Origin of the sequence: Sphingomonas sp. (assembly GCF_035758555.1) — a bacterium.
GTDB lineage: Bacteria > Pseudomonadota > Alphaproteobacteria > Sphingomonadales > Sphingomonadaceae > Sphingomonas_B.
This window is the reverse complement of record NZ_DASTXI010000117.1, coordinates 1-25,527: the sequence shown is the minus strand read 5'-3', so window position 1 is coordinate 25,527 and position 25,527 is coordinate 1. Positions and strand designations below refer to the sequence as shown.

The window sequence follows — 25,527 nt, the reverse complement described above, 5'->3', positions numbered from 1 at the left end:
CAAGCGACGGCGCGGGTGCAGACCGCCATTCCGGCCGATGCGGCATCATCGCGCAGCAAAAGCCCCGCCAAACCGGCTGGTTCGGCGGGGCCTGAGTTGTCGCAATCGATCAGGCGAAAGTGACGGCGGTCCGGCCGCGCCGGCGCGCCGCCGCGCCGACAATGCCGAAGCCCGCGATCAGCAGCGCCCAGGTCGCCGGCTCGGGCACCGGCGCGAGCGAGATATCGTCGAGATAGCCGCCCAGCGAATCGCTGGTGCCGGTCGCGGCGAAGGTCAGCTCCGCGCCGGAACCGACGCTGAAGCTGAGCGTCTGCTCCATCCAGTTGGTCCCGGCACCGCCGTCGCCGGTGATGTTGAAGATGCTGACGCCATCCAGCAGCACGTCGATGCCGTTGCTGCTGGACGGAATGTTCGGCCGGGCGGAGTAGAAGAAGCTGAGCGTATAGCTGCCGGCTTCGATCATGCGCGACATCGCGCTGTTGTTGTTGCTGTCCAGCTCGACCAGGTTGGTCTCGGAATGCGGCAGGCCGGCTGCGTGATTCTGGATTTCGATGCCGTCACCGGGGCCGGATTTGTTCCAGCCTTCGGCCGTCGCGACGATGATGTAGCTGCCGTCGGGCACCGCAATCGAGTCGAAATTGGTGAAGAAGTTGGTGGCGGCCTGCGCCGGAAACGCCCCGGCAGCGGCCAATATGGCTGCAACAGCCAAATGCATGGTCTTCATGGAACAACCCCCTTCGATTGAAGCCAATCGTTCATGCGACATGGCGCGCCTTCGTATCGGGCGGCTTGGGGCCTTTTACCGCATCGGGGCTGCGTTTACCATGATCCCCGGCGGCCAATCTTCTTATAATGGGACAAGTTTTCGCGGCGTCTGCGGCCGTTTCAGGCGCCGCTTGCCCGCGCGCGCCGCTTCGGGCAGAGCGCACACGTCGAGGGCGGTTAGCTCAGCTGGTAGAGCATCTCGTTTACACCGAGAGGGTCGGCGGTTCGAGCCCGTCACCGCCCACCATCGCGAAGCAGGCGAGACGCGCCGGCAAGCGCGGGCGGCCTTGCCCGCGGCGCAACCACCCAGGTGCGGTGCGATCGTCCGATTCGGGTGGATTACTGCTGCTGGCCTTTTCTTCGTCACCCGGGGCTTGACCCGGGGTCCCGCTTCTTCTGTTCTTGCAGCATGGACCAATGAGTGGAAGGTCGCGCTGATCGAGCGCGGCAGTCCGGACTGGAACGATCTGTTCGACTGGATCCTTTGCCGCTGGCCAAAGAATCAGAAGAAGCGGGACCCCGGCTCAAGGCCGGGGTGACGAAGGGCAGAGCGATGCACTGTCCGCAATGGGTCGAACTGAGACGTTGAGCACACCCTTGCTCACAGGCTCCTTACCAGCCGGACCGCGCGTGCGATCCAGGGCGGGTCGGCATAGACCTGCTGACGCCCGCCTGCACCCAGCGGCAGCAGGTGGAGCTTGTTGTCCTCGCGCCCCAGCAGGCGGCCGAAGGCGAAGCGGCCGGCGGGGCGGGGGACCAGCACGTCGCGGTTGAGCGCGGAGCCGAATTGCTCGGGCGCCAGCCGCTCGCACCAGATCTCGTCGCCGGCGCGATAGTCGCCAACCGATGCCTCGACGGTAATCGCGACCAGCTCCGGCGCGGGCTGCGGTGCGGTCACCACCGCTTCGCGCCGCGGCGCATGGGCGCCGTCGGGGCCCAGCAGCGCCGCGACCGGCAGGTTGGGCCGCTCCGGCAGCTTCACCAGATCGGCGGCGGTGACGCCCAGCGCGTCGGCGATCCGGTTCAGCCAGCCGACCGAGACCGTGCGCGTGCCGGTCTCCAGCCGCCCGATCGTCTGTGCCGTGGTCGGCGGCTTGCAGCGCTTGCCGACTTCCTCAAGCGTCAGCCCCTTGGCACGGCGGACTTCGCGAATGGCGGTGATCATCGAACCCTCATAACCAATTCGGTTATTCCTCTGTCCTACATCCTTGCCATTGTGGCAAGCCCAAATCGACTCGGACGTTGATTGGAGATGCGTATGGGACAGATGCTGGCGGAACGGCGGCTGAAGGGCGCGGGCAACCGCAGCGTCACGGTCAATCTGGCGGAATCATCGCTGACATGGCTCGCGTCGCGCGGACGGATCAGCGATCGCCAGCTCGTTGCCGGCGAGACGCTGCGCGCCGATTGGGAACGCGCGGGACTGAGCCCGTGCACGACGATGCGCTGGGACGTGGCGCCCCGCGCGAGCAGGGGCGTCTCGCAGGCGCCCGATCCGTCGACGTCGCAGCTGGACGCCAAGCGGCGCTTCGATGCGGCTGTCGCCCATGTCGGCAGCGGCCTGGCCGACGTGCTGTGGCGGGTGGTGTGCGCCAACGAGGGGCTTGCCGAAGCGGAGCGGGCGCTCGGCTGGCCGGCCCGTGCGGGAAAGCTGGTGCTCGGCCTCGCGCTGGACCGGCTGGCCGATTTCTACCGCATCCGCTGAAGCGCCCGCGCGTTGAACGCGGTGAGGAGAACAAACATGGCCGAAAATCCCCGCACCGAATCCGCCCGCGCCCATGACGACCGCGACCTGATCGAAGGCGGCGAGCCGATGCCGTCGCAGGGCGGCACCTCGGGCGCCGGCCCGGCCGAGAATATCGGCACGCGCGACGAGATGAAACAGGCGACCGGCGACGAACCGACCAACACGCGCGTCAGGAAGGGCGACAAGGCCGACACGTTCGTGCCGACGCGGGCCGATATGGACGGCTGATCCGGTGCGACCTTAAGTGACCTTTCGGCTCAGCACTCGACCACGTTGACCGCGAGGCCGCCCAGTGCCGTTTCCTTGTACTTGGCGCTCATGTCGGCACCGGTCTTGCGCATCGTCTCGATCACCTGGTCGAGGCTGACGCGGTGGGTGCCGTCGCCGAGCAGGGAAAGCCGGGTGGCCTCGATCGCCTTGACCGCGCCGACGGCGTTGCGCTCGATGCACGGGACCTGGACGAGGCCGCCGACCGGATCGCAGGTGAGGCCGAGATTATGCTCCATGCCGATCTCGGCCGCGTTCTCGATCTGGGCGTTGCTGCCGCCCAGCGCCGCCGTCAGGCCCGCCGCCGCCATCGAGCAGGCGACGCCCACTTCGCCCTGGCAGCCGACCTCGGCGCCCGAGATCGACGCGTTCTCCTTGAACAGCGACCCGATCGCCGCCGCCGTCAGCAGGAATTTGTCGGCGCCTTCGTCGGATGCGCCGGCGACGAAGCGCTCGTAATAGCGCAGCACCGCCGGCACGATCCCGGCTGCGCCGTTGGTCGGAGCCGTGACGACGCGGCCGCCGGCCGCGTTCTCCTCGTTGACGGCGAGTGCCCAGAGGTTGACCCAGTCGATGACCGTCAGCGGGTCCGACAGCGCGCGTTCCTGCCGCTCGACCAATTTGCGGCGCACCTCGGGCGCCCGCCTGCGCACCTGCAGCCCGCCGGGCAGGATGCCGTGCTGCTCCATGCCGCGGTCGATGCAGGCGGACATGGTCCGGCGGATGGCGGCGAGGCGTTCGCGCACCTCTTCCTCGGGCATCCGCGCCAGTTCGTTCTGCAGCGCCAGCTCGGCGATGCTGAGACCGGCCGCGGCGGCGCGTTCGAGCAATTGCTCGCCTGAGTGGAACGGGTAGGGGACGTCCGCGACCAGCCCCTCGGGCGGCGCATTGCCCGACACGTCGCTCTCCGCCAGGATCGCGCCGCCGCCGACCGAATACCAGACGCCCGACGACAGCTCCGCGCCCGCCTCGTCGAAGGCCGTGAAGCGCATGCCGTTGGAATGGAAGGACAGCCGCTCGCGCTGGTGGAACAGCAGGTCGCGATCTTCGTCGAACGCGATCTCGTGCGTGCCGCCGAGCATCATCCGATGGCTGGCGCGGATGCCGGTCACGATGCGGTCGGCTTCATCCGGGCAGATGCCGTCCGGGCGCTTGCCCGCCAGGCCGAGCAGCACGGCGCGGTCGCTGGCATGGCCCTTGCCGGTCAGCGCCAGCGATCCGTACAGCTCCGCCAGCACGCGCCCGGTCCGCTCGATCAGCCCGCGCTCGCGCAACTGCTCGGTAAAGGCGCACGCCGCCGACATCGGCCCCATCGTGTGCGACGAGGAAGGGCCGACGCCGATCTTGAACAGGTCGAAGACGCTATGAGGCATGGGCGCGCATCTAGGGGCTGCGGAGCGAAAGCGCTACAGCGCCGTTGCGTGACCATGCGCCCGACGCTGCACCCGCATCTCGTCAACGGCCGCTTCGGCGATCCGGCGCTGTTCGTCGAGCTGCTGCACCGGCGCGACAGCATCCTGTTCGACATGGGCGACCTTTCGCCGCTTTCGGCACGCGACCTGTTGCGCGTGGAAACCGTGTGCATCAGCCACATGCACATCGACCATTTCATCGGCTTCGACGCGCTGCTCCGCGTCAATGTCGGGCGCGAGAAGCGCATCCGGATGATCGGCCCTGAGGGGCTGATCGAAGCGGTCGGCCACAAGCTGCACGGCTACACCTGGGACCTCGCGCACAAATACGCCGAGGACCTGTGTTTCGACGTGTGGGAGACCGGTGGCGCGGCGGCGCGCTTTCGCTTCAAGGCGGCATTCGCGGGGGAGGCGCTGGCGGAGCCGTTCGCGGTTCCGGGGCTGACGCTCACGCATGCGGTGCTGGAGCATCATGGCCCGAGCATCGGCTATGCGATCGCCGAGCCGGTGCACGTCAATGTCTGGCGCAACCGTCTCGCCGAGCGCGGCCTTGCGCCCGGCCAATGGCTGCAGGCGCTGAAGGCGGCCGTGCGCGACGGGGCGGCCGACGACACTGTGGTTGCGACGCCCGGCGGACAGGCGCCGCTCGGAGCCTTGCGCGACCTGGTCAGCGTCGAGCCGGGGCAGAAGCTCGCCTATGTGACCGACGTCGCCGACACGCCGGGCAATCGCCGCGCCATCGCCGATCTGGCGCGGGACGCCGACCTGTTCTTCCTCGAATCCCGCTTCGCCGCGGACGACGAGGCGCTCGCCCGCGACCGTGCGCACCTGACCACGCGTGCCGCCGGCGAGATCGGCCGCGCCGCCGGCGTGCGTCGGCTGGAGCCGTTCCATTTCTCGCCGCGGTACGAAGGCGCGGAGGAGCGGATGCTCGCCGAGGTCCGCGAAGCTTTTCAACATCTTCCAAGCATGGCCGGGCACGGCTAGGAAGGAGCTGGAACGGGGGGAGCGCATGCGGACATCGCTGATCGTTTTGGGTCTTGGGCTGGCATCGCCGCTGCTTGCGCAGACGCCGGTGAGCACGGTCCAGCAACGGTTCGACGCCGCGCGGGCGAAGCTGGACGCGCACGATGCGGCAGGCGCGCTCGAGGAGCTGAAATCGCTCGAGGCCTTTATCGAGGCACAGACGCCGCTCAACCCGACCAACCTGGCCGTCACCCGCGCGCAGCAGGCCGAAGCGCTGGTGAAGCTGGGCCGGGGCGCGGAGGCGAAGCCGCTCCTCCGTCAGGCGCTGGAGGGGCCGGGCCTCGACAAGCCCGCGCTCGCGCCGGTTCGCGACAATAGCCGGCTGATGCTCGCCAACGTGCTGGAGGCGGAACTGGACCATGCCAGCGCCGATGCCGAATATCTGCGGCTGGCTGCTCAAACTGCCGAGCCGATCACCCGCACGGTGGCGCTGATGGGCGCCGCCCGTACCGAGATGTTCACCGATGCGGCGGGGGCGCTGCGGCACATCGACGAGGCGCTGGCGATTGCAGAGAAGGACCCGAGCGTCGGCAAGGGCGAGCTCGCCAACGTGCTGGGGCTGAAGGGCCGGATCCTGATCAATGGCGGCCGGTACGCCGATGCGCGCGAACTGCTGGTCCGGGCAGTCTCCTTGCGCGGCGGCCTGACGCAGAAGGTCTTCCTGCAGGATGTCGCTCTCCGCGCCGATGCCGCGATCGCGATGCTGGAGCTTGGGCAGAGCGAGGACGCACGCAAATATCTCGCTTATACCGGCGCTGGGCGCACGGAGGTGCAGCTCGATCCGCCAAGGGAGATGCCGCTTCCGTCGTGCGGCGGTCTCGAAGCGTTCAGCCCTGACGATTCGGCCGTGATCGAATTCTCGATCCTCGACGACGGGCGCGTCGTCGGTGCGCATCCGGTCTATGCCTCGCGGCAAGGGGAGGTGGCGTATCAGCTGGCGCGAGCGGTCGAGCGCTGGTCCTGGGAGGCGGGAAATGCCGCCAAGGTGAAGCCGTTTTTCAGGTTGGCGACGCGGGTGGAGATTCGCTGCTCCAACAAGACGGACCGACCGGAAATGATGGCGCCCTTCGACGTCGCGCTGCGCGAATGGGCGAGCGGGGCGGGGGTGGCGGTGCCGGAGGCCGCATCCGACGCCGCGTTGGCGGTCAAGATGAAGCAGCGGCTGGCTGCGCTTTCGCCCGGCGACAGTCCGCAGCGGCTGGTGCTGCTGGCGCTGCTGGCGCGCAACAGCGTGATCGAAGGCGAGCAGCGCGTCGCCCACGCCGCCGAAGCATTTGCACTGGGCCAGCGCCTGCACGTGCCATCACCCGTGCTGTTCGATCTGGCGCTCTACAATGCGAGCATCGGCGCCACGGCGGACAGCAACAGCTGGACCGGCGGCATCGCGCGCCGGGTTACTGCCTATCGCCAGCTGCTGCCGATGCCCGCCTTTGCCGAGCCGAAGATGCAGGCGACGTTGCAGCTTCAGATCGCGCAGGATGCCGCCCTGCTGCGCCGGTCCGATGAAGAAAGCGCGGCGTTGATGGCCGTAACCCAGACGCCGGGGCTGACGGAGCACGACCCATTGCGGGTCGCCGCATGGGTCCAGCTGGCGAACCTCTACGCGGCCGCAAAGCGGCTCGACGAGGCGGCAACGGCTTACGACCATACCGGCCTTTCCGCCCGGCAATGCGCTCTGCTCGACGGCGGGCCGGTGATGCGGCGAACGGGCGCATCCTCGGCCGATTTTCCGGAGGAGGCATTTACCTGGGGCTTCGAAGGCTGGACGGCGATGGAGTTCGACGTCGCCGCCGACGGGAGCACCCGAAACCAGCGGATCGTCGCCGCCTTTCCGCCGCGCATTTTCGTAAAGGCCACCGAGGGCATCGCCCGCCAGGCGCGCTACAGCGTGAGCTATCGCCCGGAAGGCGACCTGGCGTGCACGGCGATGAGCCGCAAGGTCCGCTACTCTATTCCGTCGCGCTGAGCCGCTCGACCAGCTCCGCCGCGAATTGGCTCAGCGTGTCGTCGCGGGCGCCCATGACGACGATGCGGTCGCCGGGGCGGGCGAGGGCGGTCAGGCGGTCGGCAATGGCGGGGCGCGCGGGCACGTGCTCGGCATTGCGACCGGCGGCGCACACGCCATCGATGATCGTCTCGCTGCCAACCGAGCGGTCGACGGTGCCGCCGAAATAGACCGGGTCGCTCAGGATCAGCACATCGTCGGGCGCCAGTTTTTCGGCCAGAGTCGCGACCAGCTCGCGGCCCATCACGCGCAAGGGACCATAGCCGTGCGGCTGGAAGAAGATCAGCAGCCGGCCCGGAAAGGCGTGGAGTGCGTCGAGCGTGGCCGCGATCTTGTCCGGGTTGTGCCCGAAATCGTCATAGACGGCGACGCCGCTCGCCTCGCCGACCCGCTCCAGCCGGCGACGAAGACCGGTGAAGCCGGCCAGCGCTTCCGCGGCCTCTGCGAACGGGACGCCGGCGGCCACCGCCGCGCCGATCGCCGATAGCGCATTCACGGCATTGTGCTTGCCGAGCAGTTGCAGCCGCACTTCGGCGGTGTCGCCGCTCGAGCGCTCGGTGACGCGGAAGCCCACGCCTTCCGCACGCTCTTCGATGTCGTGGCCGACCAGCTGGGCTTCCTTGTCGAAGGCGAAGGTCAGCAGCCGGTCCTGGTGCAGCTCGCTCGCGATCGCGGCGACCTCCGGATGGTCGATATTGACGACGGCCGTCCGCGCTTTCAGCACGAAGTCTTCGAACAGCGCCCGCAGCTCGTCCATTTCCTTATGGTCGAGGCTGATATTGCCGAGCACGGCGACGGTCGGACCGAACAACGCGATCGAGCCGTCGCTTTCGTCGACTTCGCTGACGAACACATCGCCGCCGCCGACCAGCGCGCTCGCGAACGGCGTCGCGTTGCTGACGAAGTTCTTCATCACCGCGCCGTTCATGACGGTCGGCGCGCGTCCGGTCGCGTGCAGGATCCAGCCGATCATGCCGGTGACGGTCGACTTGCCGCTGGTGCCGCCGACCGCGATCCGCTCCGGCGACGCGTTGAACAGCTCGGCGAGCAGGCCGGCCCGGCTCATCCGCGCGCAGCCCAGGGCGTTGGCCGCCTGCACGTCCGGCACCGTCTCCTCGACTGCGGCGGAAGCGACCAGCACCTGGTCTTGCGCGGTTACGCCGCTGCCGTCCTGCGGGAAGAGGCCGATCCCTTCGGCGCGCAGAAACTCGAACTTGGGCGCGGTGCGGCCCTGATCGAGCGCGCGGTCGGAGCCGGCGACCTCTGCGCCCTGCGCCCGCACGATACAGGCGAGCGGCAGCATGCCGCTGCCGCCGATCCCGCAGAAGAAATAGGATTTGGAACCGGTCATGCGGACGCTACTAGCCGGTTCGGGGAGCCGGACAAGGAGTGAGCCCATGCGGATCGGCATCGTTGCGCCGAGCTGCCGGATCGATGAGGACGTGGTGCGCCGAGTCTCCGCGCTGGCCGAGGGGCGGGCGGAGCTGGCGTGGCATCCGCAATGTTTTTTGTCGGACGGGCATTTCGCGGGGCCGGATGCCGCGCGGGCGAAGGCGCTGATCGAATTCGCCAACGACCCCGAGCTCGACGCAATCTGGTTCGCGCGCGGCGGCTACGGCGCCTGCCGGATCGTCGATCAGGTCGTCGATGCGCTCGGGCCGCCGGCGCAGGCGAAGACCTATCTCGGCTATTCCGACGCCGGCACGCTGCTGGGCGCGCTCTATGCGCGTGGGATCGGCAGAGTGGCGCACGGGCCGATGCCCGCGGATATTCGACGAGACGGTGGAGAAGCGGCGGTCGTCCGCGCGCTCGACTGGATGGTCGAAGACTCACCGGCTGCGCAAGAATCCTCGGTTGGCGAAACGCCCGCGGCGGCGTTCAACATCGTCATTCTGGCCCATTTGATCGGCACACGGCATCTGCCCGACCTGACCGGGCATGTGCTGATGATCGAGGAAGTGGCCGAATATCTGTACCGCACCGATCGCGACCTCGCGCAGATCGTCCAGCATCCGTCGATCCGCGGTGTCGCCGGAATCCGCATGGGCCGGATCAGCCAGGTGCCCGACAACGACCCCGATTTCGGCGCCGAGCCCGAGGCCGTCGTCCGCTATTGGTGCGAGCGTGCAGGCATTCCATTCCTGGGCGCAGCGGACATCGGCCACGACGCGGGCAACAAGGTCGTGCCATTCGGGCGGTTGCCTCAGCCGTAGGAGCGACTATCTCGGGGCCCGAATGGCGCGTTCTTCCCGATCAATGGACTGGGGCTTTCCCCGCTGGCGTTCCTACGGCTCCGAGCGGGGGGCGGCGAAGGTGCGCATGTGCGACCGCGACGGCTGCGACCAGCCCGGCGATTGCCCCGCGCCCAAATCGCCGAACAGCCGCGCGCGCTGGTATTTCTGCGAAGCGCACGCCGCCGAATACAACAAGGGCTGGAATTATTTCGAAGGACTGAGCGCCGAGGAAGCGGCCGCCCGCGAGGCGGACGAGCAGCGCGGCGCTGCCGGCTATCAGAAGGCCTCGCATTATGCGTGGGGCGGGCCGGGGGACGGCAGCCGCAGCCGCGACGAAATGCGCGCGCTGGACGTGCTCGACCTGGAATCGGATTCGAGCTTCGATCAGGTCAAGGCCGCCTATCGCCGCCTCGCCAAGGCCAATCACCCGGACGTGAAGCCCGGCGACAAGGAAGCCGCGGAGCGGTTCCGCCAGGTCCAGGCGGCGTATGACGTGCTGCGCCGCGCCGAGGAGCGGCGGCCGGCTTAGATCAATTTGCGAACAAACCAGCTCGCTCGTCCCGAGCGAAGTCGAGGGGCGCTGCCCCGACCTTTGTGCCGGCGCCCCCGCGGCTTCGCGCTACGCGCTCCGCTCGGGACGAGCGATGCCTCTCGGTCAGCGGCGGGCCGCTTAGGCGTACCGCTCGGCGGTCGCGCGGATCAGGGCGATCATGTTGGGAATGCCCTGGGTGCGGTTGGAGCTCAGCTGGTTGCGCAGGTCGAAGGGCGCGAGCGCGCCTTCGATGTCGGCGCCAAGGATTTCGGCGGGCGTGCGGTCCTGCACGGTCAGCAGCACCAGCGCGATGATGCCCTTGGTGATCGCGGCATTGGAATCGGCGAGGAAATGGAGCCGCTCGCCTTCGCGGGTGGGATAGACCCACACGGCGGCCGAGCATCCGCGCACCAGCGTCGCATCGGTCTTCAACGCGTCCGGCATCGGCTCGAGGCCGCGGCCAAGGTCGATCAGCAGCCGGTAACGGTCGTCGGATTCGAGGAGTTCGTAGTCGGAAAGGACATCGGAGAGGGTGGGCATGGGGCCCACATAAGAGGGCAGGCTGTGTCAGTCAGCCCCTCCCCGGAAGGGGAGGGGCTTCGATGGGTCACAAATCCACGCCGGCGGCAATGGCTTCCAGCTTGCGGATGCGCTCCTTCAGGTCGGCGAGCTCGATGCGCGAGCTCATCGTCGAGGGCGGCGGCAGGTCGGCGTCGGAGCTGCGCGCCTGCAGCTCCAGCCGCTTCAGCTCCAGCCAGCCGCGCCAGCCGCGCAGCGCCCCGGCAGTGATGACGCCGATTCCGGCCAGTCCCACCAAACCCATTTCCAGATAGATGTTCGGTTCCATCCGTCTTCTCCTCGGGCACCGCGATCAGCTGTCGCGGGACCGCAAAGCCTCGATTTCACGTTCCAGGGCGCGGGGCCCCGCATCGTCGGTCGCGAGCCGTTCGAGCACCGCGATCCGTTCCTTCAGCGTCCGCACTTCGTCGCGCAGCCGCCGCGTCTCGGCATCGTCATGGATCGGTTCCATCCCGCCGCGGCGGCGGGTGCGGTATCCGTATTTGGCCTGCAGCACCCGGCCGATGGTGACGACGATGATGATGCCCAGCACCATTTCGAAGGGGTTCATGTGGCGTACTCCCGGATTTTCTCGTGTCAGTTCAGCGGCTGCTCGCGCAGGCTGTCGATCTCGCCCGCGAGGTCGGCGCCGCGATCGGTGGCGATGCGTTCCAGCACCCGGACGCGCTGTTCCAGCCGTTCGGTGTGGGCCGCATATTGCGCCGCTTTCTCTGCGGTCTGCCCGGCCTGGACTTCCAGCTGCTTCTCGCGAAGCCTCATCAGCCTGGCGAACATCCCGGCGATGATTCCCAGGATCGGGATCGAAAGCGCGAGGTATGGAAAGGCGTTTTGCATCCTGACAGCTCCCCAGTGTCGGTTGACCGCCGCTCCCTGTCAGCGGCCATGATGTTTCGACGAAAATGCGTTTCAGTTCGTCCGGCGTAGCGCCTCGATTTCGCTGGCGACGCGATGCGACTCGTCGGTGACGATCCGCTCGACATTGCCCAGCCGGTCCTTGATCGACCCGAGCTCGGCCCGCAGCTGCGCATTTTCCTGCGTCAGCAGCTTGATCCGTTCGAGCGCCTCGGCGTCGTTCTTCGGATAGATCGCCTTGCCCCAGCTGTTTTCCAGCGGGTAGCCGTTGCGGATCCGAAGCCAGGTCGTGAAGATCCAGCCGCCGATCGCGAAGGCCCCGAGCAGCATGCCGCCGCCGATGATCCAGGGCAGGTTGGGCACGATGGTGGCGTCTGCGATGTCCATTTCGGTTCCCCGTTTATATGTTCTGTAGCGGTTGACGTTGCGTCAGCTGCAAGGGCTCAGCGCAGGCTGTCGATCTCGTCGGCCAGCGTGCGGTTGCGGCTGGTGTAGTAGAGCTCGACATCGGCCAGGCGGCGGTCGATGTCGCGGAGCCGGCCCCGCACTTCGCGGGTGGTCCGCGCCGGCGACCGGCGCACGCCCTGCCAGAACTGTTCCTCTTCCTTGTCGCTGTAGAGGCCGTAGGGCTTGGGCTTGGCGACCCAGGCAGCGGCCCAATAGGCCAGCAGCGACCAGGGGAAGGCGCCGGCAAGGGTGATGACCACCATCCCGATCCGGACCAGGGTGACGTCCCAGCCCATGTAATCGGCGATGCCTGCGCAGACCCCGAGCCACTTCTTGTTCTGCTTGTCGAGGTAAAAGCGGGTGCGGCTCTCGCTCATCTCTTATTTCTCCCTGATCTGGCGGATATCGGCACGGGGCAGTTCCGGCGCGGGGCGGCGGACTTCCAGTTCCGGCGTTTCGGCGGCGACGATGCGCTCGATCGAATGCAGGCGATCATCAAGCCGGCGGGCGGTTTCGTAGAGTTCGTCCAAAAGGCTTTCGTCCTCGCGGGTGATGCTGCCGGACTTCTTCCACTGCGTGACGTAGTGAAGGATGATCCAGGGCATCCCGATGAAGAGGAAGCCGCAGATGACGACGGGCAGAAACACGTCTTCCATCACGCCTGGCCCTCCTTGTTGGCCAGACGCGCCTTCAGCGCCTCGAGCTCGGCATCGACCTTGTCGCTGGAACGCAGCTCAGAGAACTGGTCCTCCAGCGTCTTCGGCTCGCCCATGCCGGCGGCATCGGCGCGGCCCTCGGCCAGGTCGACCCGGCGCTCCAGCACGTCGAAGCGGCTGAACGCATCCTCGACGCGGGCGCCGGAATAGGCCTCGCGCAGCCGCATGCGGTTATGCGCGCTTTCCATCCGTGCGACGATCGCGTTCTGGCGGGCGCGCGCCTCGCGCAGCTTCTGCTGCAGCTTGGCGATGTCGGCCTCGGACGCCTGGAGCGCATCATCGAGCACTTCGATCTCGGCCTTCAGCTGGTCGGCCATGTCGGCCGCCTTCTGGCGCTCGATCAGCGCGGCCTTGGCCAAATCCTCGCGGTCCTTCGACAGCGCCAGCTCGGCCTTCTCGGTCCAGCTGGTCTGGAGGTTCTCGAGCTTGGCGATGTGCCGGCGCATTTCCTTCTGGTCCGCAATCGTACGGGCTGCGGACGCGCGAACCTCGACCAGCGTCTCTTCCATTTCCAGGATGATCATACGGATCATCTTCGCCGGGTCTTCGGCGCGATCCAGCAGATCGGTCATGTTGGCGGCTACGATGTCGCGGGTTCTGGAAAAAATACCCATTGGGGGATGCTCCTGGATCGAAAGAGGGTGCCGGGGCGGTGCAAGGGGGCAGCGACCGCCCCGGCGGTGAAGTCGTCAGGCGCGAACGCTGCTGGCGACGGAAGCGGGGTGGACCTCGACGGCGCCGGCCGGGCCGACCGCGCTCAGCACGCAGGTCGCGCTGAACAGGATCGTGCAGAGGATCGCCGAGAAGGTCTTCCGGGTTTCGAACGAGTTGAACATGGCGTGCTCCTGTAACCTCTTGTGCTTCCGTTCGCCGGGATCGTCCGGCTTCGTCCCAACTTTTGCAGGGTGCGTGCCAAGTCGCGAAAATGGCTGAAAACTGCCGTTTCTGGTGCTGGAGGGGAGCCGGCGATCTGACCTCACTTGCCAAGCGTTGGGAAAATACGCCATGTTCTGGGAATGGAACGCGAGAGCGCATTTATCGGCCAGTCGATGGCCTTTCTGGACTCGGTGGAGCGGGCCAGCCGCGCGGCGGCGCTGAACCGGCCGGTGCTGGTGATCGGCGAGCGCGGCACCGGCAAGGAACTGGTCGCCGAGCGCCTTCATCGCCTGTCCCCGCGCTGGGACGGGCCGCTGATCGTGATGAATTGCGCAGCACTTCCCGAGACGCTGATCGAGGCCGAGTTGTTCGGGCACGAAGCGGGTGCCTTCACGGGCGCGACGCGTGCGCGGGCGGGGCGCTTCGAGGAGGCCGACGGCGGCACCTTGTTCCTGGATGAGCTCGGCACGCTCTCCGCCGCGGCCCAGGAGCGGCTGCTCCGCGCGGTCGAATATGGCGAAGTGACGCGGATCGGCGCATCCAGGCCCGTCAATGTCGATGTCCGCATTGTCGCCGCGACCAACGAGAACCTGCCGGCCCTGGTCGAGGCGAATCGCTTCCGCGCCGACCTGCTCGACCGGCTGAGCTTCGAGGTCATCACGCTGCCGCCGCTGCGAGCCCGCGAGGGCGACGTGCCGGTGCTGGCCGACCATTTCGGCCGGCGGATGGCGGCGGAGCTGGACTGGGAGCGCTGGCCCGGCTTCTCCAGGTCCGCGATGGACACTCTTGTCGGGTATCAATGGCCGGGCAATGTCCGCGAGCTGCGCAACGTGATCGAACGCGCGGTCTATCGTTGGGAAGACCCCGCACACCCGGTCGACGCGATCGAGTTCGATCCCTTCGCGTCGCCGTGGCGGCCGAAGGGCGATGCCGCGCGCTCGCTGACGCCCGCGCATGCTCCCGCTCCGTCCGCAATGCCTGCCGCTGCGAACGACGAACTGGAGTGCGACGACTTCAAGGCGGCCTGCGACGCGCACGAGCGCAAGCTGCTGGAAGCGGCGCTCCGCCGCTGCCGGTTCAACCAGCGGCTGACGGCCAAGGCGCTGTCGCTGACCTATGATCAGTTGCGGCATGCGCTGCGCCGCCACGATTTGCTGCAGGCGGGCGGGACGTGATATTCTCCCGGCCTTGAAGCTGTGGAGGGTGGAATGCGCATATTCCCCTGCCTCGCGGCCGCCGCACTGCTGGTCCCCGGCGCCGCCTCCGCGTCGAGCATGGTGATCGGCTCCGGTCTCGCCCGCATGTGCTATGACGCGGCGGAGGCGGAACGGGCGACACCCGGCACGCTCGACGCCTGCAACCGCGCCCTCGGCGAAGAGCCGCTGTCGTTCGACGATCAGGTGGCAACCTACGTCAATCGCGGCATCATCCGGGCGCGGATGAACGACTTTGCCGGCGCTCTTTCCGACTATGACCATGCGATCAGGCTCGATCCCGACCAGCCCGAAGCCTATCTGAACAAGGGCGCACTGGTGCTGAAGACGCAGGACGACTGGCGTCAGGCGCGCGACCTGTTCGATGCGGCGATCGAGCGGCACACCCGCCGCCCTGAGCTCGCCTATTTCGGCCGCGCGATCACAAACGAAATGGCCGGCGACCTGGCCGGCGCGATGGCCGATTACCAGAAGGCCAGCGACCTTGCGCCCAATTGGGAGCAGCCGAGGCAGGAACTGGCGCGTTTCAGCCTGCGCAAGCGCGGCTGATCGAGCTCGTCTGACGGTCTGAACGAGATTTCCGCGCGCAAGGGCCTTGGACGGCGGCCGTGCGTTGGGGTAGGCGAACCTTCTCAACAAGGAGACCTGCAATGGCGTTCGAGCTTCCCCCGCTCCCTTACGACAAGTCCGCTTTCGGCGACATCATCTCGGCCGAGACCTTCGATTTCCACTGGGGCAAGCATCACCGCGCCTATGTGACCAAAACCAACGAGCTGGCGCCCCAGGCGGGTCTCGACGGACGCCGCCTGTCCGACGTGATCCGCGCCGCCCGGGACAGCGGCAACAAGGGCCTGTTCAACAACTCCGGCCAGCTGTGGAACCACAGCTTCTACTGGCAGTGCCTGAGCCCGGAGACGCAGCAGCCGACCGGCGCGCTGAAGCAGAAGATCGACGACGCGTTCGGCTCGACCGACGCGCTGATCGAGAAGCTGAAAGCTGAGTCGGTCGGCCATTTCGCCAGCGGCTGGGGCTGGCTGGTGCTGGACGGCGACCAGCTGAAGGTCACATCGCTCCACGACGGCGACACGCCGGTCGCCTATGACGGCATGAAGCCGCTGCTGACGATCGATGTATGGGAGCACGCCTATTACATCGACTATCGCAATGCCCGCCCCGACTATGTCGACGCGCTGCTGAAGCGCGCGATCAACTGGGAGTTCGTCGGGCAGAACCTGGACGGAAACGGCGTCAGCCGCGCGGATCAATAGACCATTACCGCTCGTCCTGAGCGGAGCGCGACGCGCGCAGTCGAAGGGCGCTGACACGGGTTCGGAGCAGCGCCCTTCGACTTCGCTCGGGACGAGCGAAGCCTTTGCTTTCCTGAAGAATCACCCCTCCGGCGGCAGCGGGGCTTCCTTGCCGTCGCTCAGGCCGTGCTTCATCAGCATCGGGATGTTCGCGATCGCGAACAGCAGCGTCAGCGGCACGGCGCCCCATAGTTTGAAGCCGACCCAGAAGTCCCAGCTCTGGGTCCGCCACACGGCCTCGTTCAGTAGCGCCATGAACGTGAAGAAGCCGACCCAATTGACGGTGAGCTTGCGCCAGCCGGTGTCGTTGAGGCCGGGATAGGCCGTCTCCAGCAGCGCTTTCAGCAGCGGCTTGCCGGTTGCGAGGCCATAGCCGAGGATCACCGCGAACATCGCGTAGACGATCGTCGGCTTCATCTTGATGAAGGTGTCGTCGCGGAACCAGAGCGTCAGCCCGCCGAAGAACACGACCAGCGCGCCGGTGATCCACAGCATCGGCGAGATTCGTCCGGCCTTGACCCGGCTCAGGATCATCGCCGCGACCGTCGCGATCATGAACGCCGCGGTCGCCGCCATCACCTTCACGAGCTTCGGCCCGCCCGTCATCGCGTTGACGATGAAGAATACGGCAAGCGGCCCGAAATCGATCGCCATGCGCAGGCCGGGCGATACTTCGCGCGGTTTGGTTTTCGGGTTCATAAACTCGCTCATTGCTCCATGCCCGCGATCATCCGCGCGACTTCCCCGGCGTCGAACGGCCGCAGGTCGTCCATCCCTTCCCCGACGCCGATCGCGTGGATCGGCATGCCGAATTTCTCCGCCGCCGCAACCAGCACGCCGCCGCGGGCGGTGCCGTCCAGCTTGGTCATCACCAGCCCGGTGACGCCGGCGACTTCCTTGAACACTTCGATCTGGCTGAGCGCATTCTGGCCGGTGGTCGCGTCCAGCACCAGCACCACGTCGTGCGGCGCCTCCGGGTTCAGCCGGCCCAGGACGCGGCGGATCTTCGCCAGCTCGTCCATCAGCTCGCGCTTGTTCTGGAGGCGGCCGGCGGTGTCGACGATCAGCACGTCGATGCCGGTCGCCGTCGCCTGCTTGACCGCGTCCCAGACGATGCCCGCCGCGTCGCCGCCTTCTGGTCCTGCCATGATCGGCACGCCGATCCGCTCCGCCCAGATGCGCAATTGCTCGATCGCGGCAGCGCGGAACGTATCGCCGGCAGCCAGCATCACGCCGTAATCCTGCTCAAGAAACAGCCGCGCGAGCTTGGCGATCGTCGTCGTCTTGCCGGAGCCGTTGACGCCGATCACCAGGATCACCTGCGGGCGCGGGAAGGCATCGACCTCCAGCGGCTCGGCGACGGGCGCGAGCACTTTTTCGATTTCCTCGGCGACGATGCGGCGCAGGTCGTCGCCGGAGAGACCGCGTTCGAACCGGCCTTCCGACAGCCGCTCGCGGATACGCGCGGCGGTCGCGGGACCGAGGTCGGACGCGATCAGCGCGTCCTCGATTTCGTCCAGCGTCTCGCGATCCAGCGACGCCTTGGTGAACAGGCCGGTCAGGTTCTCCGACAGCCGGTCCGACGTGCGCCGAAAGCCGCCGAGCAGTTTATCGTGCCAGCGCGTGTCGGTCATTCAGGGGTTCCGATGAGTGTGTCGCCGCGGCGAGCGGTGATAAGTGTCGTGTGCAATGTGCGGGGCTGCACCGTGTTGCTCAATTCGGTTTTGGCGAAATTGGGTGCATGACCGGTCCGGCCGTCGAGCTCGACCAGCACCCGCTGCCGTGTTCCAACCAGCCCGTCGAGCCAGCTCGCCTGACGCTCCGCACACGCGTCGCGCAGCCGCTTCGCCCGGGCGCGGACCACTTCCGGCTCGACCTGCGGCATTCGCGCGGCGGGCGTGCCGCGGCGGGGGGAATAGGGGAAGATGTGGCCGAAGACGATGTCGCACTGCTCGATGATACGGAGCGAGTTCGCGAACATAGCCTCCGTCTCGGTCGGGAAGCCGGCGATCAGGTCGGCGCCGATCGCGATGTCGGGCCGCGCGGCCTTGATACGTTCGACGAGGCGGATCGCATCGGCGCGCAGGTGGCGGCGCTTCATCCGCTTCAGGATCATGTCGTCGCCGGCCTGCAGCGACAGATGCAAATGCGGCATCAGCCGCTCCTCGCCCGCGATCAGCGCGAACAGGCGCTCGTCGATCTCGACCGGATCGAGCGAGGAGAGGCGGAGGCGGGGGAGGGTAGGGACCGCTTTCAGGATGCGCTCGACCAGCAGGCCAAGGCTGTCCCCGGCCAGGTCGCCATAGCTGGTCAGGTCGACGCCAGTCAGCACCACTTCCTGCGCGCCTTCGTCCACAAGCCGACGGATGTGCTCGATCACCGCGCCCGCGGGCGTCGACCGGCTCGGCCCGCGGCCATAGGGTATGATGCAGAAGGTGCAGCGATGGTCGCACCCGTTCTGCACCTCCACGAAGGCGCGGGCGTGGGTCTGCGCCTGCGATCCGTTCGTATCGGGCGAAGTCGAGATGCGCTTCTCGACGACGCTCGAAGCGAACGGGGAATAGGTAGCAGCCTTGAGCTTATGAAGGTTCGACACAACGCCGCTCACCTCGGGCATCGCCGCGAACGCGTCGCGTTCGACCTCAGCGGCGCAACCGGTAACGACGATCCGAGCGTCCGGCCGCTCGCGTCGTGCCCGGCGGATCGCGCGGCGGGTCTGGCGGACGGCCTCCTCGGTGACGGCGCAGCTGTTGACGACGATCAGGTCGTCGTCGGGCAGCATCGCACGGATCGCCTCGCTCTCGGCGATGTTGAGGCGGCAGCCCAGCGTGACGACCTCGCTCACCCGAACGCCTCCAGCTCGGCCTCACCGGTAAAGACGTGCGTCGCAGGGCCGGTCATCCGGATGCTGTCGCCCGGCGCCCAGCCGATGCTCAGGTCGCCGCCGGGCAGCGACACCGTGACCGGCGCGGAGACGAGCCCGCGTCGGATCGCCGCAACCGCGGTCGCGCAGGCGCCGGTGCCGCAGGCGCGCGTCAACCCCGCGCCCCGTTCCCATACCCGCAGCCACAGCGACGACGGCCCGGTCACTTCGGCGAGGTTGACGTTGATCCGTTCGGGAAACAGCGGGTCCTGCTCGATGATCGGCCCCAGCCGCTCCAGATCGACCGCGTCCAGTGCCGGCACGAAGAACACGATGTGCGGATTGCCGACATTCACGGCCGTCGCTTGCTCCAGCCCCTCCCAGCCGACCGGCAGCGCGGCCGTGTCGAGGGCATAGGCGAGCGGAATCTCCTCCCAGCCGAAACGCGGCGCCCCCATGTCGATCGTGATGCCGGCGGCGGCCGGCTCCGCCTCGACGAGCCCGCCTGCGGTGTCGATCCGGCGCGCGCCGGTCAGCTGCGCGACGCAGCGGAGCGCGTTGCCGCACTGTTCGACTTCGCTGCCGTCGGCGTTGAAGATGCGCATACTGAGATCCGCGCGCTCGGACTGCTCCAGCAGGATCAGCTGGTCGCAGCCGATGCCGGTCTGCCGGTCTGCGATCGCGCGCGCGCGCGCAGGCGTCACCGCCACGTCCTCGGCGCGCGCATCGATCACAACGAAATCGTTGCCGAGCCCGTGCATCTTGTGGAAGGCGAAGCGCATGGCGGGCGATCTAGGGGCGCACAGGCGCCAAGTCCATGCGGAGGCGGAAGCCGTGCTGCACTTCTGGTTGCACGAAGTGCCGCCGGAAAAGCGCTTTGCGCGCGACGACACGCTGGATGCGGAATGCGCGCGGCGGTTCAAGGCGCTCAGGGACGCGCTCGCGGCGACGGGCGCGGCCGGCTGGTGGGACGATCCGCGCGAGCTGCTGGCGGCGGTCATCGTGCTCGATCAATTCTCGCGAAACATCTATCGCGGCTCGGCCGAGGCGTTCGCGGCCGACCCGATCGCGCATGCGCTGGCCGACAAGGCGATCCACGAACGCTGGGATCAGGATATGACCGTCCAGGAGCGGCAGTTCCTCTATCTGCCGTTCCAGCACGCCGAGACCGCGGCCGATCAGGAGCGCGCGCTCACGCTGTTCGCGAGCCTGGGCGAGGGAACGGCGCTGCGTTACGCAGAGCTGCACCGCGACGTGATCCGCCGCTTCGGCCGCTTTCCCGGCCGCAACGCTGCGCTCGGCCGGCCGAACACGCCGGACGAAGAGGCCTTCCTGGCTGAGGAACAGGCGTTCTAGCTGGCCTTGCGCAGTTCCCGGATGCGCTCGCCCGCGGGCGCGGCGAGGTGCTTGACCGGCAGCAGGTTGCGCTCGGCCAGCAGCACGCGGACCTGGCCGACATCCATCGGCTTGCCGAAATGCCAGCCCTGGCCCTGATAGCAGCCGAGCGTCTTCAGCTTTGCCTCGATCTCCGGCGTTTCGACGCCTTCGGCCGTGACCGGCAGGCCCAGGCTATCGCTCAGCCGCGTGATCGCGTTGACGACCGCGGTGCTCTCGGCGTCGCTGCCCAGAGAAGTCACGAAGCTGCGGTCGATCTTCACCCGGTCGAACGGCAGCGCGCGCAGGTTCGACAGCGACGAATAGCCGGTGCCGAAATCGTCGAGCGCAAGGCGGATGCCCTGGTTCTTCAGGCTGCCGACCACCGACTGGGCGACGCCCATATTGTCGGCCAGCGCGCTTTCGGTGATCTCGATCTCCAGCCGGTTGGCGGGAAAACCGGTTTCGACCAGCAGCTTGACGATCTTATGGGCGAACCACGGATCGCGCAGCTGGCTCGGGGCGATGTTGACCGACAGCGTCAGCGACGCGTCCCAGTTCTTCGCTTCCTCGAAAGCCTGGCGCATCACCGACATCGAAAGGTCGGCGATCATGCCGGTTTCCTCGGCGATCGGGATGAAGATGTCGGGCGGGATGATGCCGCGGGTGGGATGCTCCCAGCGCGCAAGCATCTCGAAGCCGTGGAGCTTGCCCGACGCGAGGTCGATCTGCTGCTCGTAATAGGGGATGAACTGACCCAGCGGGATGCCGTCGCGCATGCCGCTTTCGATCGCGTTGCGCATGTTGAGCTCGCGCTCCATCGACTCGTCGAACCAGTGATAGCGGTTCCGGCCGGCGTTCTTCGACGCGTACATGGCGATATCGGCACGGCGCAGCAGCTGCTCGATCAGGTCGCAGCCGGGTTCGGACTTGGCGAGACCGATCGAGGCGCCGGTGTGGATCGCCGCCCCCGCGATGTCGAGCCGCTGGCCAAGCTCGCCGACCAGCCGCTCCGCGACCGCATCGACCAGGTCCGGGCGCCCGTCCTCATACGAGAACAGCAGCGCGAATTCGTCGGCGCCCAGCCGCGCCGCCAGCGCACCCGCGGGCGCCGCGGCCTGGATGTGATCAGCGGTCAGCTGCAGCGTCGCATCGCCGATCGCGTGGCTGTTCACTTCGTTGACGGTCTTGAAATGATCGAGATCGAGCAGCAGCAGCGCGGTCTTGCGGCCGCGGCGGCTGCTCCGCCGCAGCAGGCGCGCGGCATCCTCAAGGAAGGTTTGGCGGTTGGCAAGGCCGGTCAGCGCGTCCTGACGGGTCAGCAGACAGATCCGTTCCTCCGCGGCCTTGCGGCGACCGGTCTCGTCGCGCAGGCTGACGTGCAGCCGCCAGCTGAACAGGACCAGCGCGACGTTCAGGATCACGGACACAGCCAGCGTGCCGTCGACCGGCCCGAAGCCGCGCATTGCGGTGAACATCGCCGGGCCTGCCGTCGCGACAAGCATCGCGGCGCCGGCCAGCGTTATGGCACCGGCCACAACGTCCCGCCGCATCCAAATCCGCTGACCCGAACCGTTCATCGTCTCTCGTCCCGTAACGCGTGGCGGCAGAGCTATGGGGGCGGGGTGTAGGAAGCCTTAAGCCGGCAGATTTTTTAGGGTTTCGCAGGCGGTTACCATTTTCGGCCCGCTGCGGCTCGCCGGTTGGAACGTAAGCGTATCGTTACGGGTTCATCGCGAATGATTTCAAGCGTTTCGCGTTTCGCGATGCTGGCGGCCGCGGTCCTGATCCTGGGCGGGTGCGACTCGGCGAGCAGCGACCTGGCGACGATCAAGACCGCACGCTCGCTGGCTGCGGAGCGCGCGCTGGTGGCAAGGCTGACGGCAAACGGCAAGCTTCGGCGCGCCTACGCCGAGGGCATGCAGCTGGGCGCGGTGACGCAGCTCGTTTCGGCCCGGGGCGCGCTGGCGCGGTCCGACGGCGATTCGGGCCAGGCGATCGGGGCTGCCGCGGCGCTGCCGGACCAGGCCGAGCGGCTCCATGCAGCGGCCCTGCGCCTTGCCGAGATCGAGGCACGGCGTGAAGATCACTGAACTGACGCTCGGTATCCTGACGGCAGTCGGCGGCTTCGTCGATGTCAGCGAGCTGGTGTTCATGTCGCAGGCGGGCTCGCGCTTTCAATATGCGCTGGTGTGGGTGATCGTGGTGGCGACGATCGGCATGATGGTGTTCGGCGAAATGAGCGGGCGCGTCGCCGCCATCGCCAAGCAACCGGTGTTCAACATGATGCGCCACCGGCTGGGCCTGAACCTGGGATTGGTGACGCTGATCGCGTCGCTGATCAGCAACACCATCACCTGTGCCGCGGAAATCGGCGGCGTCGGGATCGTGCTGCACCTGCTGACCGGCTTCGGCTTCGTGCCGATGGCGATTGCCGCGACAGCGGTGTTCGTCGCAACCATCTGGCTGCTGCCGTTCAAATGGATCGAGCGGACCTATGGCCTGCTCGGCCTGTTCATGATCGTATTCGCGGCCGCGCTGGTCGCGATCGAGCCGCCCTGGGGCGAGATCGCGAAAGGCCTGGTGCCCCAGATCCCCGCCGGGCTCGGCACCCGCGATCTGCTGGCCTATGGCTATTTCACGGTCGCGATCGTCAGCGCAGTGATGTTTCCATACGAGACCTATTTCTACTCGTCCGGCGGCATCGAGGAGAAATGGGACGAGAAAGACCTGGGCCTCAATCGGCTGACGACCACCGTCGGCTTCGGCCTCGGCTCGCTGCTCGCGATCGCATTGCTGGCCAGTTCCGCCCAGCTTTTCCGTCCGCTCGGCATCAATCCGGAAATGCCGGGCACTGCCGCACTTCAGGCGGCGATCCCGTTCGGCAGTACCGGCCTGTTGCTCGCCCTGCTCGGCATGCTGTTTGCGATCGGCGGCGCCGCGATCGAGACGTGCCTCGCCAACGCCTACAGCATCTCGCAATTCTTCGGCTGGCGCTGGGGCCGCCATCTAAAGCCGCACGAGGCCCCGCGCTTCACGCTAGCCTGGCTCACGGTGTTCGTCATCGCGCTTGCAATCGTGCTGACCGGGATCGAGCCGGTCCAGCTCGCCGAATATGCAATCGTGGCGTCGATCCTGGTGCTGCCGCTTACTTACCTGCCGATCCTGCTGCTGGCCGGCGACAAGAGCTATATGCGCCGGCACGCCAACGGCCGCCTCGCGGAGACGCTCGGCTGGGGCTATTACGCGCTGATCGTCGTCGCCGCGATTGCGGCCATTCCGCTCTACCTGCTGACCGAAGGAGGCAAGTTGTGAGGATCGGGCGGGTGAGGCTGCTGACCCAGCTGCGCGACGTGCAGATCGTCGACCGCGACGATCATGACTGCGGCATCGTCGACGATGTCGAGCTGGAAGGGGGGCCGGGCGAGGGGCTGCGCGTCACCGCGATCCTGGTCGGCCCCGGCGCGTATCGTACGCGGCTGCCGCGCTGGGCGATGCGGCTGGTGGCGCTCGTTGCCGGCGACCGCATGGTGCGGGTGCCTTGGGGCGAGGTGGCGTATATCTCCTCGACCGTGCAGCTCAAGCAGCCGGCACGTGCCTATGGCCTGGCCGCAGCGGAAGACCGCGCGCGGCGTTTGCTGCCGAGCATCGGGGGCATGAATGCGCCTCAGTGAACTCTACGGCGTGCCGGTGCGTGACCTGGACGGCCGCAAGCTCGGCCGGCTGTTCGAGATCTACGTGATCGAGAACGAAGTCAAGGCGATCGGCTGCGGCGCGGGCACGCTGTTCGAACGGCTGACCGGCCGCAATCACGGCAAGCGCATTCCCTGGGTTGCCATCCGTGCGATCGGCCCGCGCGGGATCGTGATCGACCCTTCTATTCTCCCATCTGCCTGGCCGGAGGGCCCTGCTCCCGCCGGCGAATGACGAGATTGCGGATCTCGGTCATGTCTTCCATCGCGAAACGGATGCCTTCGCGGCCCAGGCCGGAGTCCTTGACGCCGCCATAGGGCATGTTGTCGACGCGGTAGCTGGGTACGTCGTTCACGACGACGCCGCCGACGTCGAGATGATCCCAGGCATCGAGTACCTGGAAGATGTCGCGGGTGAAGATACCGGCCTGCAGCCCGAACTTGCTGTCGTTGACGATGTCGAGAGCCTGTTGCCAGGTCGAGAAGCGCTCGAAGAAGGCGACGGGGCCGAACGCTTCCTCGCGATTGAGCTTGGTGTCCAGCCCGACATTCTCGAGCAGCGTCGCTTCCAGCATCGCGCCGTCGCGCTTGCCGCCGCAGAGTAGTTTCGCGCCGCCCGCAACGGCTTCCTGAATCCAGCGGTCGAGCCGCTCCGCTTCCTTAACGTCGATCATCGGGCCGATGAACACGTCGCGGTCGTGCGGATTGCCCGCGACCAGCGTCTTCGTCTTGGCCACGAGCTTGTCCCTGAACGCATCATAGACATCGTCATGCACGACGATGCGCTGCACGCCGATGCAGCTCTGGCCGGACTGATAGAAAGCGCCGAACACGGTGCGCTCGACCGCATCGTCCAGGTCGGCATCGCGATCGATCACCACCGCGGCGTTGCCGCCCAGCTCCAGTACGACCTTCTTCTTGCCCGCCTTGGCCTTCAGCTCCCAGCCGACGCCGGGCGAGCCGGTGAAGGAGAGCAGTTTCAGCCGATCGTCCTCCGTAAACATGTCCGCGCCATCGCGGTGGGCGGGGAGGATCGAGAAGGCGCCCTTGGGCAGGTTCGTCTCGGCCAGCACTTCGCCCATGATGATCGCGCCCAGCGGCGTGCGGCTCGCCGGCTTCATCACGAACGGACAGCCGACCGCGATCGCCGGCGCGATCTTGTGCGCGGCCAGGTTCAGCGGGAAGTTGAACGGCGAAATGAACGAGCAAGGCCCGATCGGCACCCGCTTCCAGATGCCCTGATAGCCCTTGGCACGCGGCGAAATATCGAGCGGCTGGACTTCGCCGGTCATCCGCACGGCTTCCTCCGCGGCGATGCGGAAGGTGTCGATCAGGCGAGTACCAGCGCTCGAGCTCGATGGCGATGTGGGAAACGTGCATGTTCGCCCCGCCCGCCATGTACGACTCGGGGACGGCGTCGGTCCAGCCGGGCAGCGTCTCGTAGCTGGCCAGGTTCCCGGCAGCCAGCCCGTGGACGTGGCTCGAGGTGAAGCCCATGAACAACATGGCGCCCTCGGGGATCCTCTCCGCCCCGGGGATGCCGAGCGCCATACCCAGCCGCCGGGGCATGCCCCGCCCGGCGAAGCCCCGACGGATGGAGGTGACGCTGAGCAGGTCCC

General features: G+C 67.4%; 32 protein-coding genes, 1 tRNA gene and 2 pseudogenes. 15 read left to right on the top strand and 20 right to left on the bottom strand.

The window, feature by feature from the left end; all coding sequences use genetic code 11:
• Window positions 1-109 precede the first annotated feature (109 nt).
• Window positions 110-724, bottom strand: a complete 615-nt coding sequence (locus VFT73_RS07480; RefSeq protein WP_326409599.1) for a PEPxxWA-CTERM sorting domain-containing protein — start codon at window positions 722-724, stop codon at window positions 110-112.
• Between the two features lie 212 nt (window positions 725-936).
• On the opposite strand from VFT73_RS07480, the gene VFT73_RS07475 reads away from it, so the two are divergent.
• A tRNA-Val gene (locus VFT73_RS07475) sits at window positions 937-1,012 on the top strand.
• Between the two features lie 354 nt (window positions 1,013-1,366).
• On the opposite strand, the gene VFT73_RS07470 is transcribed toward VFT73_RS07475, so the two are convergent.
• On the bottom strand, window positions 1,367-1,930 hold the full coding sequence (locus tag VFT73_RS07470) for a helix-turn-helix transcriptional regulator (RefSeq protein WP_326409598.1): 564 nt from the start codon (window positions 1,928-1,930) through the stop codon (window positions 1,367-1,369).
• Between the two features lie 93 nt (window positions 1,931-2,023).
• Between VFT73_RS07470 and VFT73_RS07465 the strand changes: the two genes are divergently transcribed.
• A complete protein-coding gene (locus VFT73_RS07465) occupies window positions 2,024-2,470 on the top strand; it encodes a DUF6456 domain-containing protein (protein WP_326409596.1) in 447 nt (148 codons plus the stop codon).
• 36 nt (window positions 2,471-2,506) lie between these two features.
• Complete coding sequence (locus tag VFT73_RS07460) at window positions 2,507-2,740, top strand: hypothetical protein (RefSeq protein WP_326409594.1); 234 nt, start codon at window positions 2,507-2,509, stop codon at window positions 2,738-2,740.
• 29 nt (window positions 2,741-2,769) lie between these two features.
• On the opposite strand, the gene VFT73_RS07455 is transcribed toward VFT73_RS07460, so the two are convergent.
• The gene (locus VFT73_RS07455) at window positions 2,770-4,152 is read right to left on the bottom strand and encodes an L-serine ammonia-lyase (protein WP_326409593.1); all 1,383 of its coding nucleotides are present in this window, start codon (window positions 4,150-4,152) and stop codon (window positions 2,770-2,772) included.
• A 54-nt stretch (window positions 4,153-4,206) separates the two neighbouring features.
• Between VFT73_RS07455 and VFT73_RS07450 the strand changes: the two genes are divergently transcribed.
• Together VFT73_RS07450 and VFT73_RS07445 are read left to right on the top strand one after the other, a co-directional pair.
• On the top strand, window positions 4,207-5,178 hold the full coding sequence (locus VFT73_RS07450) for a hypothetical protein (protein ID WP_326409601.1): 972 nt from the start codon (window positions 4,207-4,209) through the stop codon (window positions 5,176-5,178).
• Window positions 5,179-5,203: 25 nt separating this feature from the next.
• Window positions 5,204-7,183 carry a hypothetical protein gene (locus tag VFT73_RS07445; protein WP_326409592.1) on the top strand — a complete coding sequence of 660 codons (1,980 nt, stop codon included), beginning with the start codon at window positions 5,204-5,206 and terminating at the stop codon, window positions 7,181-7,183.
• On the opposite strand, the gene VFT73_RS07440 is transcribed toward VFT73_RS07445, so the two are convergent.
• Entirely contained in the window at window positions 7,167-8,573 is a 1,407-nt protein-coding gene (locus VFT73_RS07440; RefSeq protein WP_326409591.1) for a Mur ligase family protein, read from the bottom strand. The genes VFT73_RS07445 and VFT73_RS07440 overlap by 17 nt on opposite strands.
• Window positions 8,574-8,619: 46 nt before the next feature.
• Between VFT73_RS07440 and VFT73_RS07435 the strand changes: the two genes are divergently transcribed.
• Window positions 8,620-9,435 carry an LD-carboxypeptidase gene (locus VFT73_RS07435; protein ID WP_326409590.1) on the top strand — a complete coding sequence of 272 codons (816 nt, stop codon included), beginning with the start codon at window positions 8,620-8,622 and terminating at the stop codon, window positions 9,433-9,435.
• Between the two features lie 22 nt (window positions 9,436-9,457).
• Window positions 9,458-9,985, top strand: coding sequence for a J domain-containing protein (locus VFT73_RS07430; RefSeq protein ID WP_326409589.1), 528 nt, complete (start codon window positions 9,458-9,460; stop codon window positions 9,983-9,985).
• A gap of 141 nt (window positions 9,986-10,126) precedes the next feature.
• Here the strand turns inward: VFT73_RS07430 and VFT73_RS07425 are convergent, their stop codons facing one another.
• From VFT73_RS07425 to VFT73_RS07385, 9 genes are all read right to left on the bottom strand, one after another.
• A complete protein-coding gene (locus VFT73_RS07425) occupies window positions 10,127-10,528 on the bottom strand; it encodes a SufE family protein (protein WP_326409588.1) in 402 nt (133 codons plus the stop codon).
• A gap of 67 nt (window positions 10,529-10,595) precedes the next feature.
• Window positions 10,596-10,811, bottom strand: a complete 216-nt coding sequence (locus VFT73_RS07420; RefSeq protein WP_414712805.1) for a hypothetical protein — start codon at window positions 10,809-10,811, stop codon at window positions 10,596-10,598.
• 48 nt (window positions 10,812-10,859) lie between these two features.
• Window positions 10,860-11,117 (bottom strand): hypothetical protein, encoded by a 258-nt coding sequence (locus VFT73_RS07415; RefSeq protein ID WP_326409586.1) that lies wholly within the window; start codon window positions 11,115-11,117, stop codon window positions 10,860-10,862.
• 26 nt (window positions 11,118-11,143) lie between these two features.
• Window positions 11,144-11,341 carry a hypothetical protein gene (locus VFT73_RS07410; protein ID WP_414712804.1) on the bottom strand — a complete coding sequence of 66 codons (198 nt, stop codon included), beginning with the start codon at window positions 11,339-11,341 and terminating at the stop codon, window positions 11,144-11,146.
• Window positions 11,342-11,473: 132 nt separating this feature from the next.
• Window positions 11,474-11,806: a hypothetical protein gene (locus VFT73_RS07405; RefSeq protein WP_326409583.1), complete on the bottom strand. Its 333-nt coding sequence runs from the start codon at window positions 11,804-11,806 to the stop codon at window positions 11,474-11,476.
• A 56-nt stretch (window positions 11,807-11,862) separates the two neighbouring features.
• Window positions 11,863-12,243 carry an envelope stress response membrane protein PspC gene (gene pspC / locus VFT73_RS07400; RefSeq protein WP_326409582.1) on the bottom strand — a complete coding sequence of 127 codons (381 nt, stop codon included), beginning with the start codon at window positions 12,241-12,243 and terminating at the stop codon, window positions 11,863-11,865.
• 3 nt (window positions 12,244-12,246) lie between these two features.
• Window positions 12,247-12,522 carry an envelope stress response membrane protein PspB gene (gene pspB / locus VFT73_RS07395; protein ID WP_326409600.1) on the bottom strand — a complete coding sequence of 92 codons (276 nt, stop codon included), beginning with the start codon at window positions 12,520-12,522 and terminating at the stop codon, window positions 12,247-12,249.
• The gene (gene pspA, locus VFT73_RS07390) at window positions 12,522-13,196 is read right to left on the bottom strand and encodes a phage shock protein PspA (RefSeq protein ID WP_326409581.1); all 675 of its coding nucleotides are present in this window, start codon (window positions 13,194-13,196) and stop codon (window positions 12,522-12,524) included. Before pspA ends, pspB begins: the two co-directional genes overlap by 1 nt.
• A gap of 75 nt (window positions 13,197-13,271) precedes the next feature.
• Window positions 13,272-13,418 carry a hypothetical protein gene (locus tag VFT73_RS07385; protein ID WP_326409580.1) on the bottom strand — a complete coding sequence of 49 codons (147 nt, stop codon included), beginning with the start codon at window positions 13,416-13,418 and terminating at the stop codon, window positions 13,272-13,274.
• Window positions 13,419-13,598: 180 nt separating this feature from the next.
• Between VFT73_RS07385 and pspF the strand changes: the two genes are divergently transcribed.
• The 3 genes from pspF (at window position 13,599) to VFT73_RS07370 (ending at window position 15,940) form a co-directional block, all read left to right on the top strand.
• Window positions 13,599-14,633: a phage shock protein operon transcriptional activator gene (gene pspF / locus VFT73_RS07380; RefSeq protein ID WP_326409579.1), complete on the top strand. Its 1,035-nt coding sequence runs from the start codon at window positions 13,599-13,601 to the stop codon at window positions 14,631-14,633.
• A gap of 33 nt (window positions 14,634-14,666) precedes the next feature.
• Window positions 14,667-15,221 (top strand): tetratricopeptide repeat protein, encoded by a 555-nt coding sequence (locus tag VFT73_RS07375; RefSeq protein WP_326409577.1) that lies wholly within the window; start codon window positions 14,667-14,669, stop codon window positions 15,219-15,221.
• Between the two features lie 101 nt (window positions 15,222-15,322).
• On the top strand, window positions 15,323-15,940 hold the full coding sequence (locus VFT73_RS07370) for a superoxide dismutase (protein WP_326409576.1): 618 nt from the start codon (window positions 15,323-15,325) through the stop codon (window positions 15,938-15,940).
• A gap of 120 nt (window positions 15,941-16,060) precedes the next feature.
• Here VFT73_RS07370 and VFT73_RS07365 read toward each other — a convergent pair whose 3' ends face one another.
• Genes VFT73_RS07365 through dapF form a run of 4 tightly spaced genes read right to left on the bottom strand, consistent with a single transcriptional unit; the run spans window position 16,061 to window position 19,624 of the window.
• Window positions 16,061-16,678 carry a septation protein A gene (locus tag VFT73_RS07365; RefSeq protein WP_326409575.1) on the bottom strand — a complete coding sequence of 206 codons (618 nt, stop codon included), beginning with the start codon at window positions 16,676-16,678 and terminating at the stop codon, window positions 16,061-16,063.
• Window positions 16,679-16,686: 8 nt separating this feature from the next.
• Complete coding sequence (ftsY, locus tag VFT73_RS07360; RefSeq protein WP_326409574.1) at window positions 16,687-17,613, bottom strand: signal recognition particle-docking protein FtsY; 927 nt, start codon at window positions 17,611-17,613, stop codon at window positions 16,687-16,689.
• Entirely contained in the window at window positions 17,610-18,824 is a 1,215-nt protein-coding gene (gene mtaB, locus VFT73_RS07355; protein ID WP_326409572.1) for a tRNA (N(6)-L-threonylcarbamoyladenosine(37)-C(2))-methylthiotransferase MtaB, read from the bottom strand. The genes ftsY and mtaB overlap by 4 nt, the downstream gene beginning before the upstream one ends.
• Window positions 18,821-19,624, bottom strand: coding sequence for a diaminopimelate epimerase (gene dapF / locus VFT73_RS07350; RefSeq protein ID WP_326409570.1), 804 nt, complete (start codon window positions 19,622-19,624; stop codon window positions 18,821-18,823). The genes mtaB and dapF overlap by 4 nt, the downstream gene beginning before the upstream one ends.
• Here dapF and VFT73_RS07345 point away from each other — a divergent pair.
• On the top strand, window positions 19,623-20,198 hold the full coding sequence (locus tag VFT73_RS07345) for a DUF924 family protein (protein WP_326409569.1): 576 nt from the start codon (window positions 19,623-19,625) through the stop codon (window positions 20,196-20,198). The genes dapF and VFT73_RS07345 overlap by 2 nt on opposite strands.
• Here VFT73_RS07345 and VFT73_RS07340 read toward each other — a convergent pair.
• Window positions 20,195-21,769: a bifunctional diguanylate cyclase/phosphodiesterase gene (locus tag VFT73_RS07340; protein WP_326409567.1), complete on the bottom strand. Its 1,575-nt coding sequence runs from the start codon at window positions 21,767-21,769 to the stop codon at window positions 20,195-20,197. The genes VFT73_RS07345 and VFT73_RS07340 overlap by 4 nt on opposite strands.
• 186 nt (window positions 21,770-21,955) lie before the next feature.
• Here VFT73_RS07340 and VFT73_RS07335 point away from each other — a divergent pair, with 186 nt between their 5' ends.
• Genes VFT73_RS07335 through VFT73_RS07320 form a run of 4 tightly spaced genes read left to right on the top strand, consistent with a single transcriptional unit; the run spans window position 21,956 to window position 24,143 of the window.
• Window positions 21,956-22,309, top strand: a complete 354-nt coding sequence (locus tag VFT73_RS07335; RefSeq protein WP_326409566.1) for a hypothetical protein — start codon at window positions 21,956-21,958, stop codon at window positions 22,307-22,309.
• The gene (locus VFT73_RS07330) at window positions 22,296-23,531 is read left to right on the top strand and encodes an NRAMP family divalent metal transporter (protein WP_326409564.1); all 1,236 of its coding nucleotides are present in this window, start codon (window positions 22,296-22,298) and stop codon (window positions 23,529-23,531) included. Before VFT73_RS07335 ends, VFT73_RS07330 begins: the two co-directional genes overlap by 14 nt.
• 11 nt (window positions 23,532-23,542) lie before the next feature.
• Window positions 23,543-23,890, top strand: a complete 348-nt coding sequence (locus VFT73_RS07325; protein WP_326409562.1) for a hypothetical protein — start codon at window positions 23,543-23,545, stop codon at window positions 23,888-23,890.
• Window positions 23,877-24,143, top strand: a complete 267-nt coding sequence (locus VFT73_RS07320) for a PRC-barrel domain-containing protein (RefSeq protein ID WP_326409561.1) — start codon at window positions 23,877-23,879, stop codon at window positions 24,141-24,143. Before VFT73_RS07325 ends, VFT73_RS07320 begins: the two co-directional genes overlap by 14 nt.
• Here VFT73_RS07320 and VFT73_RS07315 read toward each other — a convergent pair.
• Together VFT73_RS07315 and VFT73_RS15310 are read right to left on the bottom strand one after the other, a co-directional pair.
• Window positions 24,094-25,251 (bottom strand): annotated as a pseudogene (locus VFT73_RS07315) (aldehyde dehydrogenase family protein); the annotation flags it as partial. The gene VFT73_RS07320 and the pseudogene VFT73_RS07315 overlap by 50 nt on opposite strands.
• 40 nt (window positions 25,252-25,291) lie before the next feature.
• Window positions 25,292-25,477, bottom strand: a pseudogene (locus VFT73_RS15310) (hypothetical protein); the annotation flags it as partial.
• Window positions 25,478-25,527: the final 50 nt, after the last annotated feature.

Excerpts from the sequence above, each read along its gene's own strand:
- VFT73_RS07465 (WP_326409596.1), top strand. The coding sequence starts at position 2,024 with ATGGGACAGATGCTGGCGGAACGGCGGCTGAAGGGCGCGGGCAACCGC.
- VFT73_RS07370 (WP_326409576.1), top strand. The coding sequence starts at position 15,323 with ATGGCGTTCGAGCTTCCCCCGCTCCCTTACGACAAGTCCGCTTTCGGC.
- pspB (WP_326409600.1), bottom strand. The coding sequence starts at position 12,522 with ATGGAAGACGTGTTTCTGCCCGTCGTCATCTGCGGCTTCCTCTTCATC.
- VFT73_RS07375 (WP_326409577.1), top strand. The coding sequence starts at position 14,667 with ATGCGCATATTCCCCTGCCTCGCGGCCGCCGCACTGCTGGTCCCCGGC.
- VFT73_RS07320 (WP_326409561.1), top strand. The coding sequence starts at position 23,877 with ATGCGCCTCAGTGAACTCTACGGCGTGCCGGTGCGTGACCTGGACGGC.
- VFT73_RS07415 (WP_326409586.1), bottom strand. The coding sequence starts at position 11,117 with ATGAACCCCTTCGAAATGGTGCTGGGCATCATCATCGTCGTCACCATC.
- VFT73_RS07365 (WP_326409575.1), bottom strand. The coding sequence starts at position 16,678 with ATGAACCCGAAAACCAAACCGCGCGAAGTATCGCCCGGCCTGCGCATG.
- pspC (WP_326409582.1), bottom strand. The coding sequence starts at position 12,243 with ATGAGCGAGAGCCGCACCCGCTTTTACCTCGACAAGCAGAACAAGAAG.
- VFT73_RS07410 (WP_414712804.1), bottom strand. The coding sequence starts at position 11,341 with ATGTTCGCCAGGCTGATGAGGCTTCGCGAGAAGCAGCTGGAAGTCCAG.
- VFT73_RS07335 (WP_326409566.1), top strand. The coding sequence starts at position 21,956 with ATGATTTCAAGCGTTTCGCGTTTCGCGATGCTGGCGGCCGCGGTCCTG.
- VFT73_RS07445 (WP_326409592.1), top strand. The coding sequence starts at position 5,204 with ATGCGGACATCGCTGATCGTTTTGGGTCTTGGGCTGGCATCGCCGCTG.
- VFT73_RS07440 (WP_326409591.1), bottom strand. The coding sequence starts at position 8,573 with ATGACCGGTTCCAAATCCTATTTCTTCTGCGGGATCGGCGGCAGCGGC.
- VFT73_RS07450 (WP_326409601.1), top strand. The coding sequence starts at position 4,207 with ATGCGCCCGACGCTGCACCCGCATCTCGTCAACGGCCGCTTCGGCGAT.
- VFT73_RS07345 (WP_326409569.1), top strand. The coding sequence starts at position 19,623 with ATGGCGGGCGATCTAGGGGCGCACAGGCGCCAAGTCCATGCGGAGGCG.
- pspF (WP_326409579.1), top strand. The coding sequence starts at position 13,599 with ATGGAACGCGAGAGCGCATTTATCGGCCAGTCGATGGCCTTTCTGGAC.
- ftsY (WP_326409574.1), bottom strand. The coding sequence starts at position 17,613 with ATGACCGACACGCGCTGGCACGATAAACTGCTCGGCGGCTTTCGGCGC.
- VFT73_RS07425 (WP_326409588.1), bottom strand. The coding sequence starts at position 10,528 with ATGCCCACCCTCTCCGATGTCCTTTCCGACTACGAACTCCTCGAATCC.
- VFT73_RS07470 (WP_326409598.1), bottom strand. The coding sequence starts at position 1,930 with ATGATCACCGCCATTCGCGAAGTCCGCCGTGCCAAGGGGCTGACGCTT.
- VFT73_RS07340 (WP_326409567.1), bottom strand. The coding sequence starts at position 21,769 with ATGCGGCGGGACGTTGTGGCCGGTGCCATAACGCTGGCCGGCGCCGCG.
- VFT73_RS07420 (WP_414712805.1), bottom strand. The coding sequence starts at position 10,811 with ATGGGTTTGGTGGGACTGGCCGGAATCGGCGTCATCACTGCCGGGGCG.
- VFT73_RS07480 (WP_326409599.1), bottom strand. The coding sequence starts at position 724 with ATGAAGACCATGCATTTGGCTGTTGCAGCCATATTGGCCGCTGCCGGG.
- pspA (WP_326409581.1), bottom strand. The coding sequence starts at position 13,196 with ATGGGTATTTTTTCCAGAACCCGCGACATCGTAGCCGCCAACATGACC.
- VFT73_RS07405 (WP_326409583.1), bottom strand. The coding sequence starts at position 11,806 with ATGGACATCGCAGACGCCACCATCGTGCCCAACCTGCCCTGGATCATC.
- VFT73_RS07430 (WP_326409589.1), top strand. The coding sequence starts at position 9,458 with ATGGCGCGTTCTTCCCGATCAATGGACTGGGGCTTTCCCCGCTGGCGT.
- VFT73_RS07455 (WP_326409593.1), bottom strand. The coding sequence starts at position 4,152 with ATGCCTCATAGCGTCTTCGACCTGTTCAAGATCGGCGTCGGCCCTTCC.
- VFT73_RS07460 (WP_326409594.1), top strand. The coding sequence starts at position 2,507 with ATGGCCGAAAATCCCCGCACCGAATCCGCCCGCGCCCATGACGACCGC.
- dapF (WP_326409570.1), bottom strand. The coding sequence starts at position 19,624 with ATGCGCTTCGCCTTCCACAAGATGCACGGGCTCGGCAACGATTTCGTT.
- VFT73_RS07385 (WP_326409580.1), bottom strand. The coding sequence starts at position 13,418 with ATGTTCAACTCGTTCGAAACCCGGAAGACCTTCTCGGCGATCCTCTGC.
- VFT73_RS07435 (WP_326409590.1), top strand. The coding sequence starts at position 8,620 with ATGCGGATCGGCATCGTTGCGCCGAGCTGCCGGATCGATGAGGACGTG.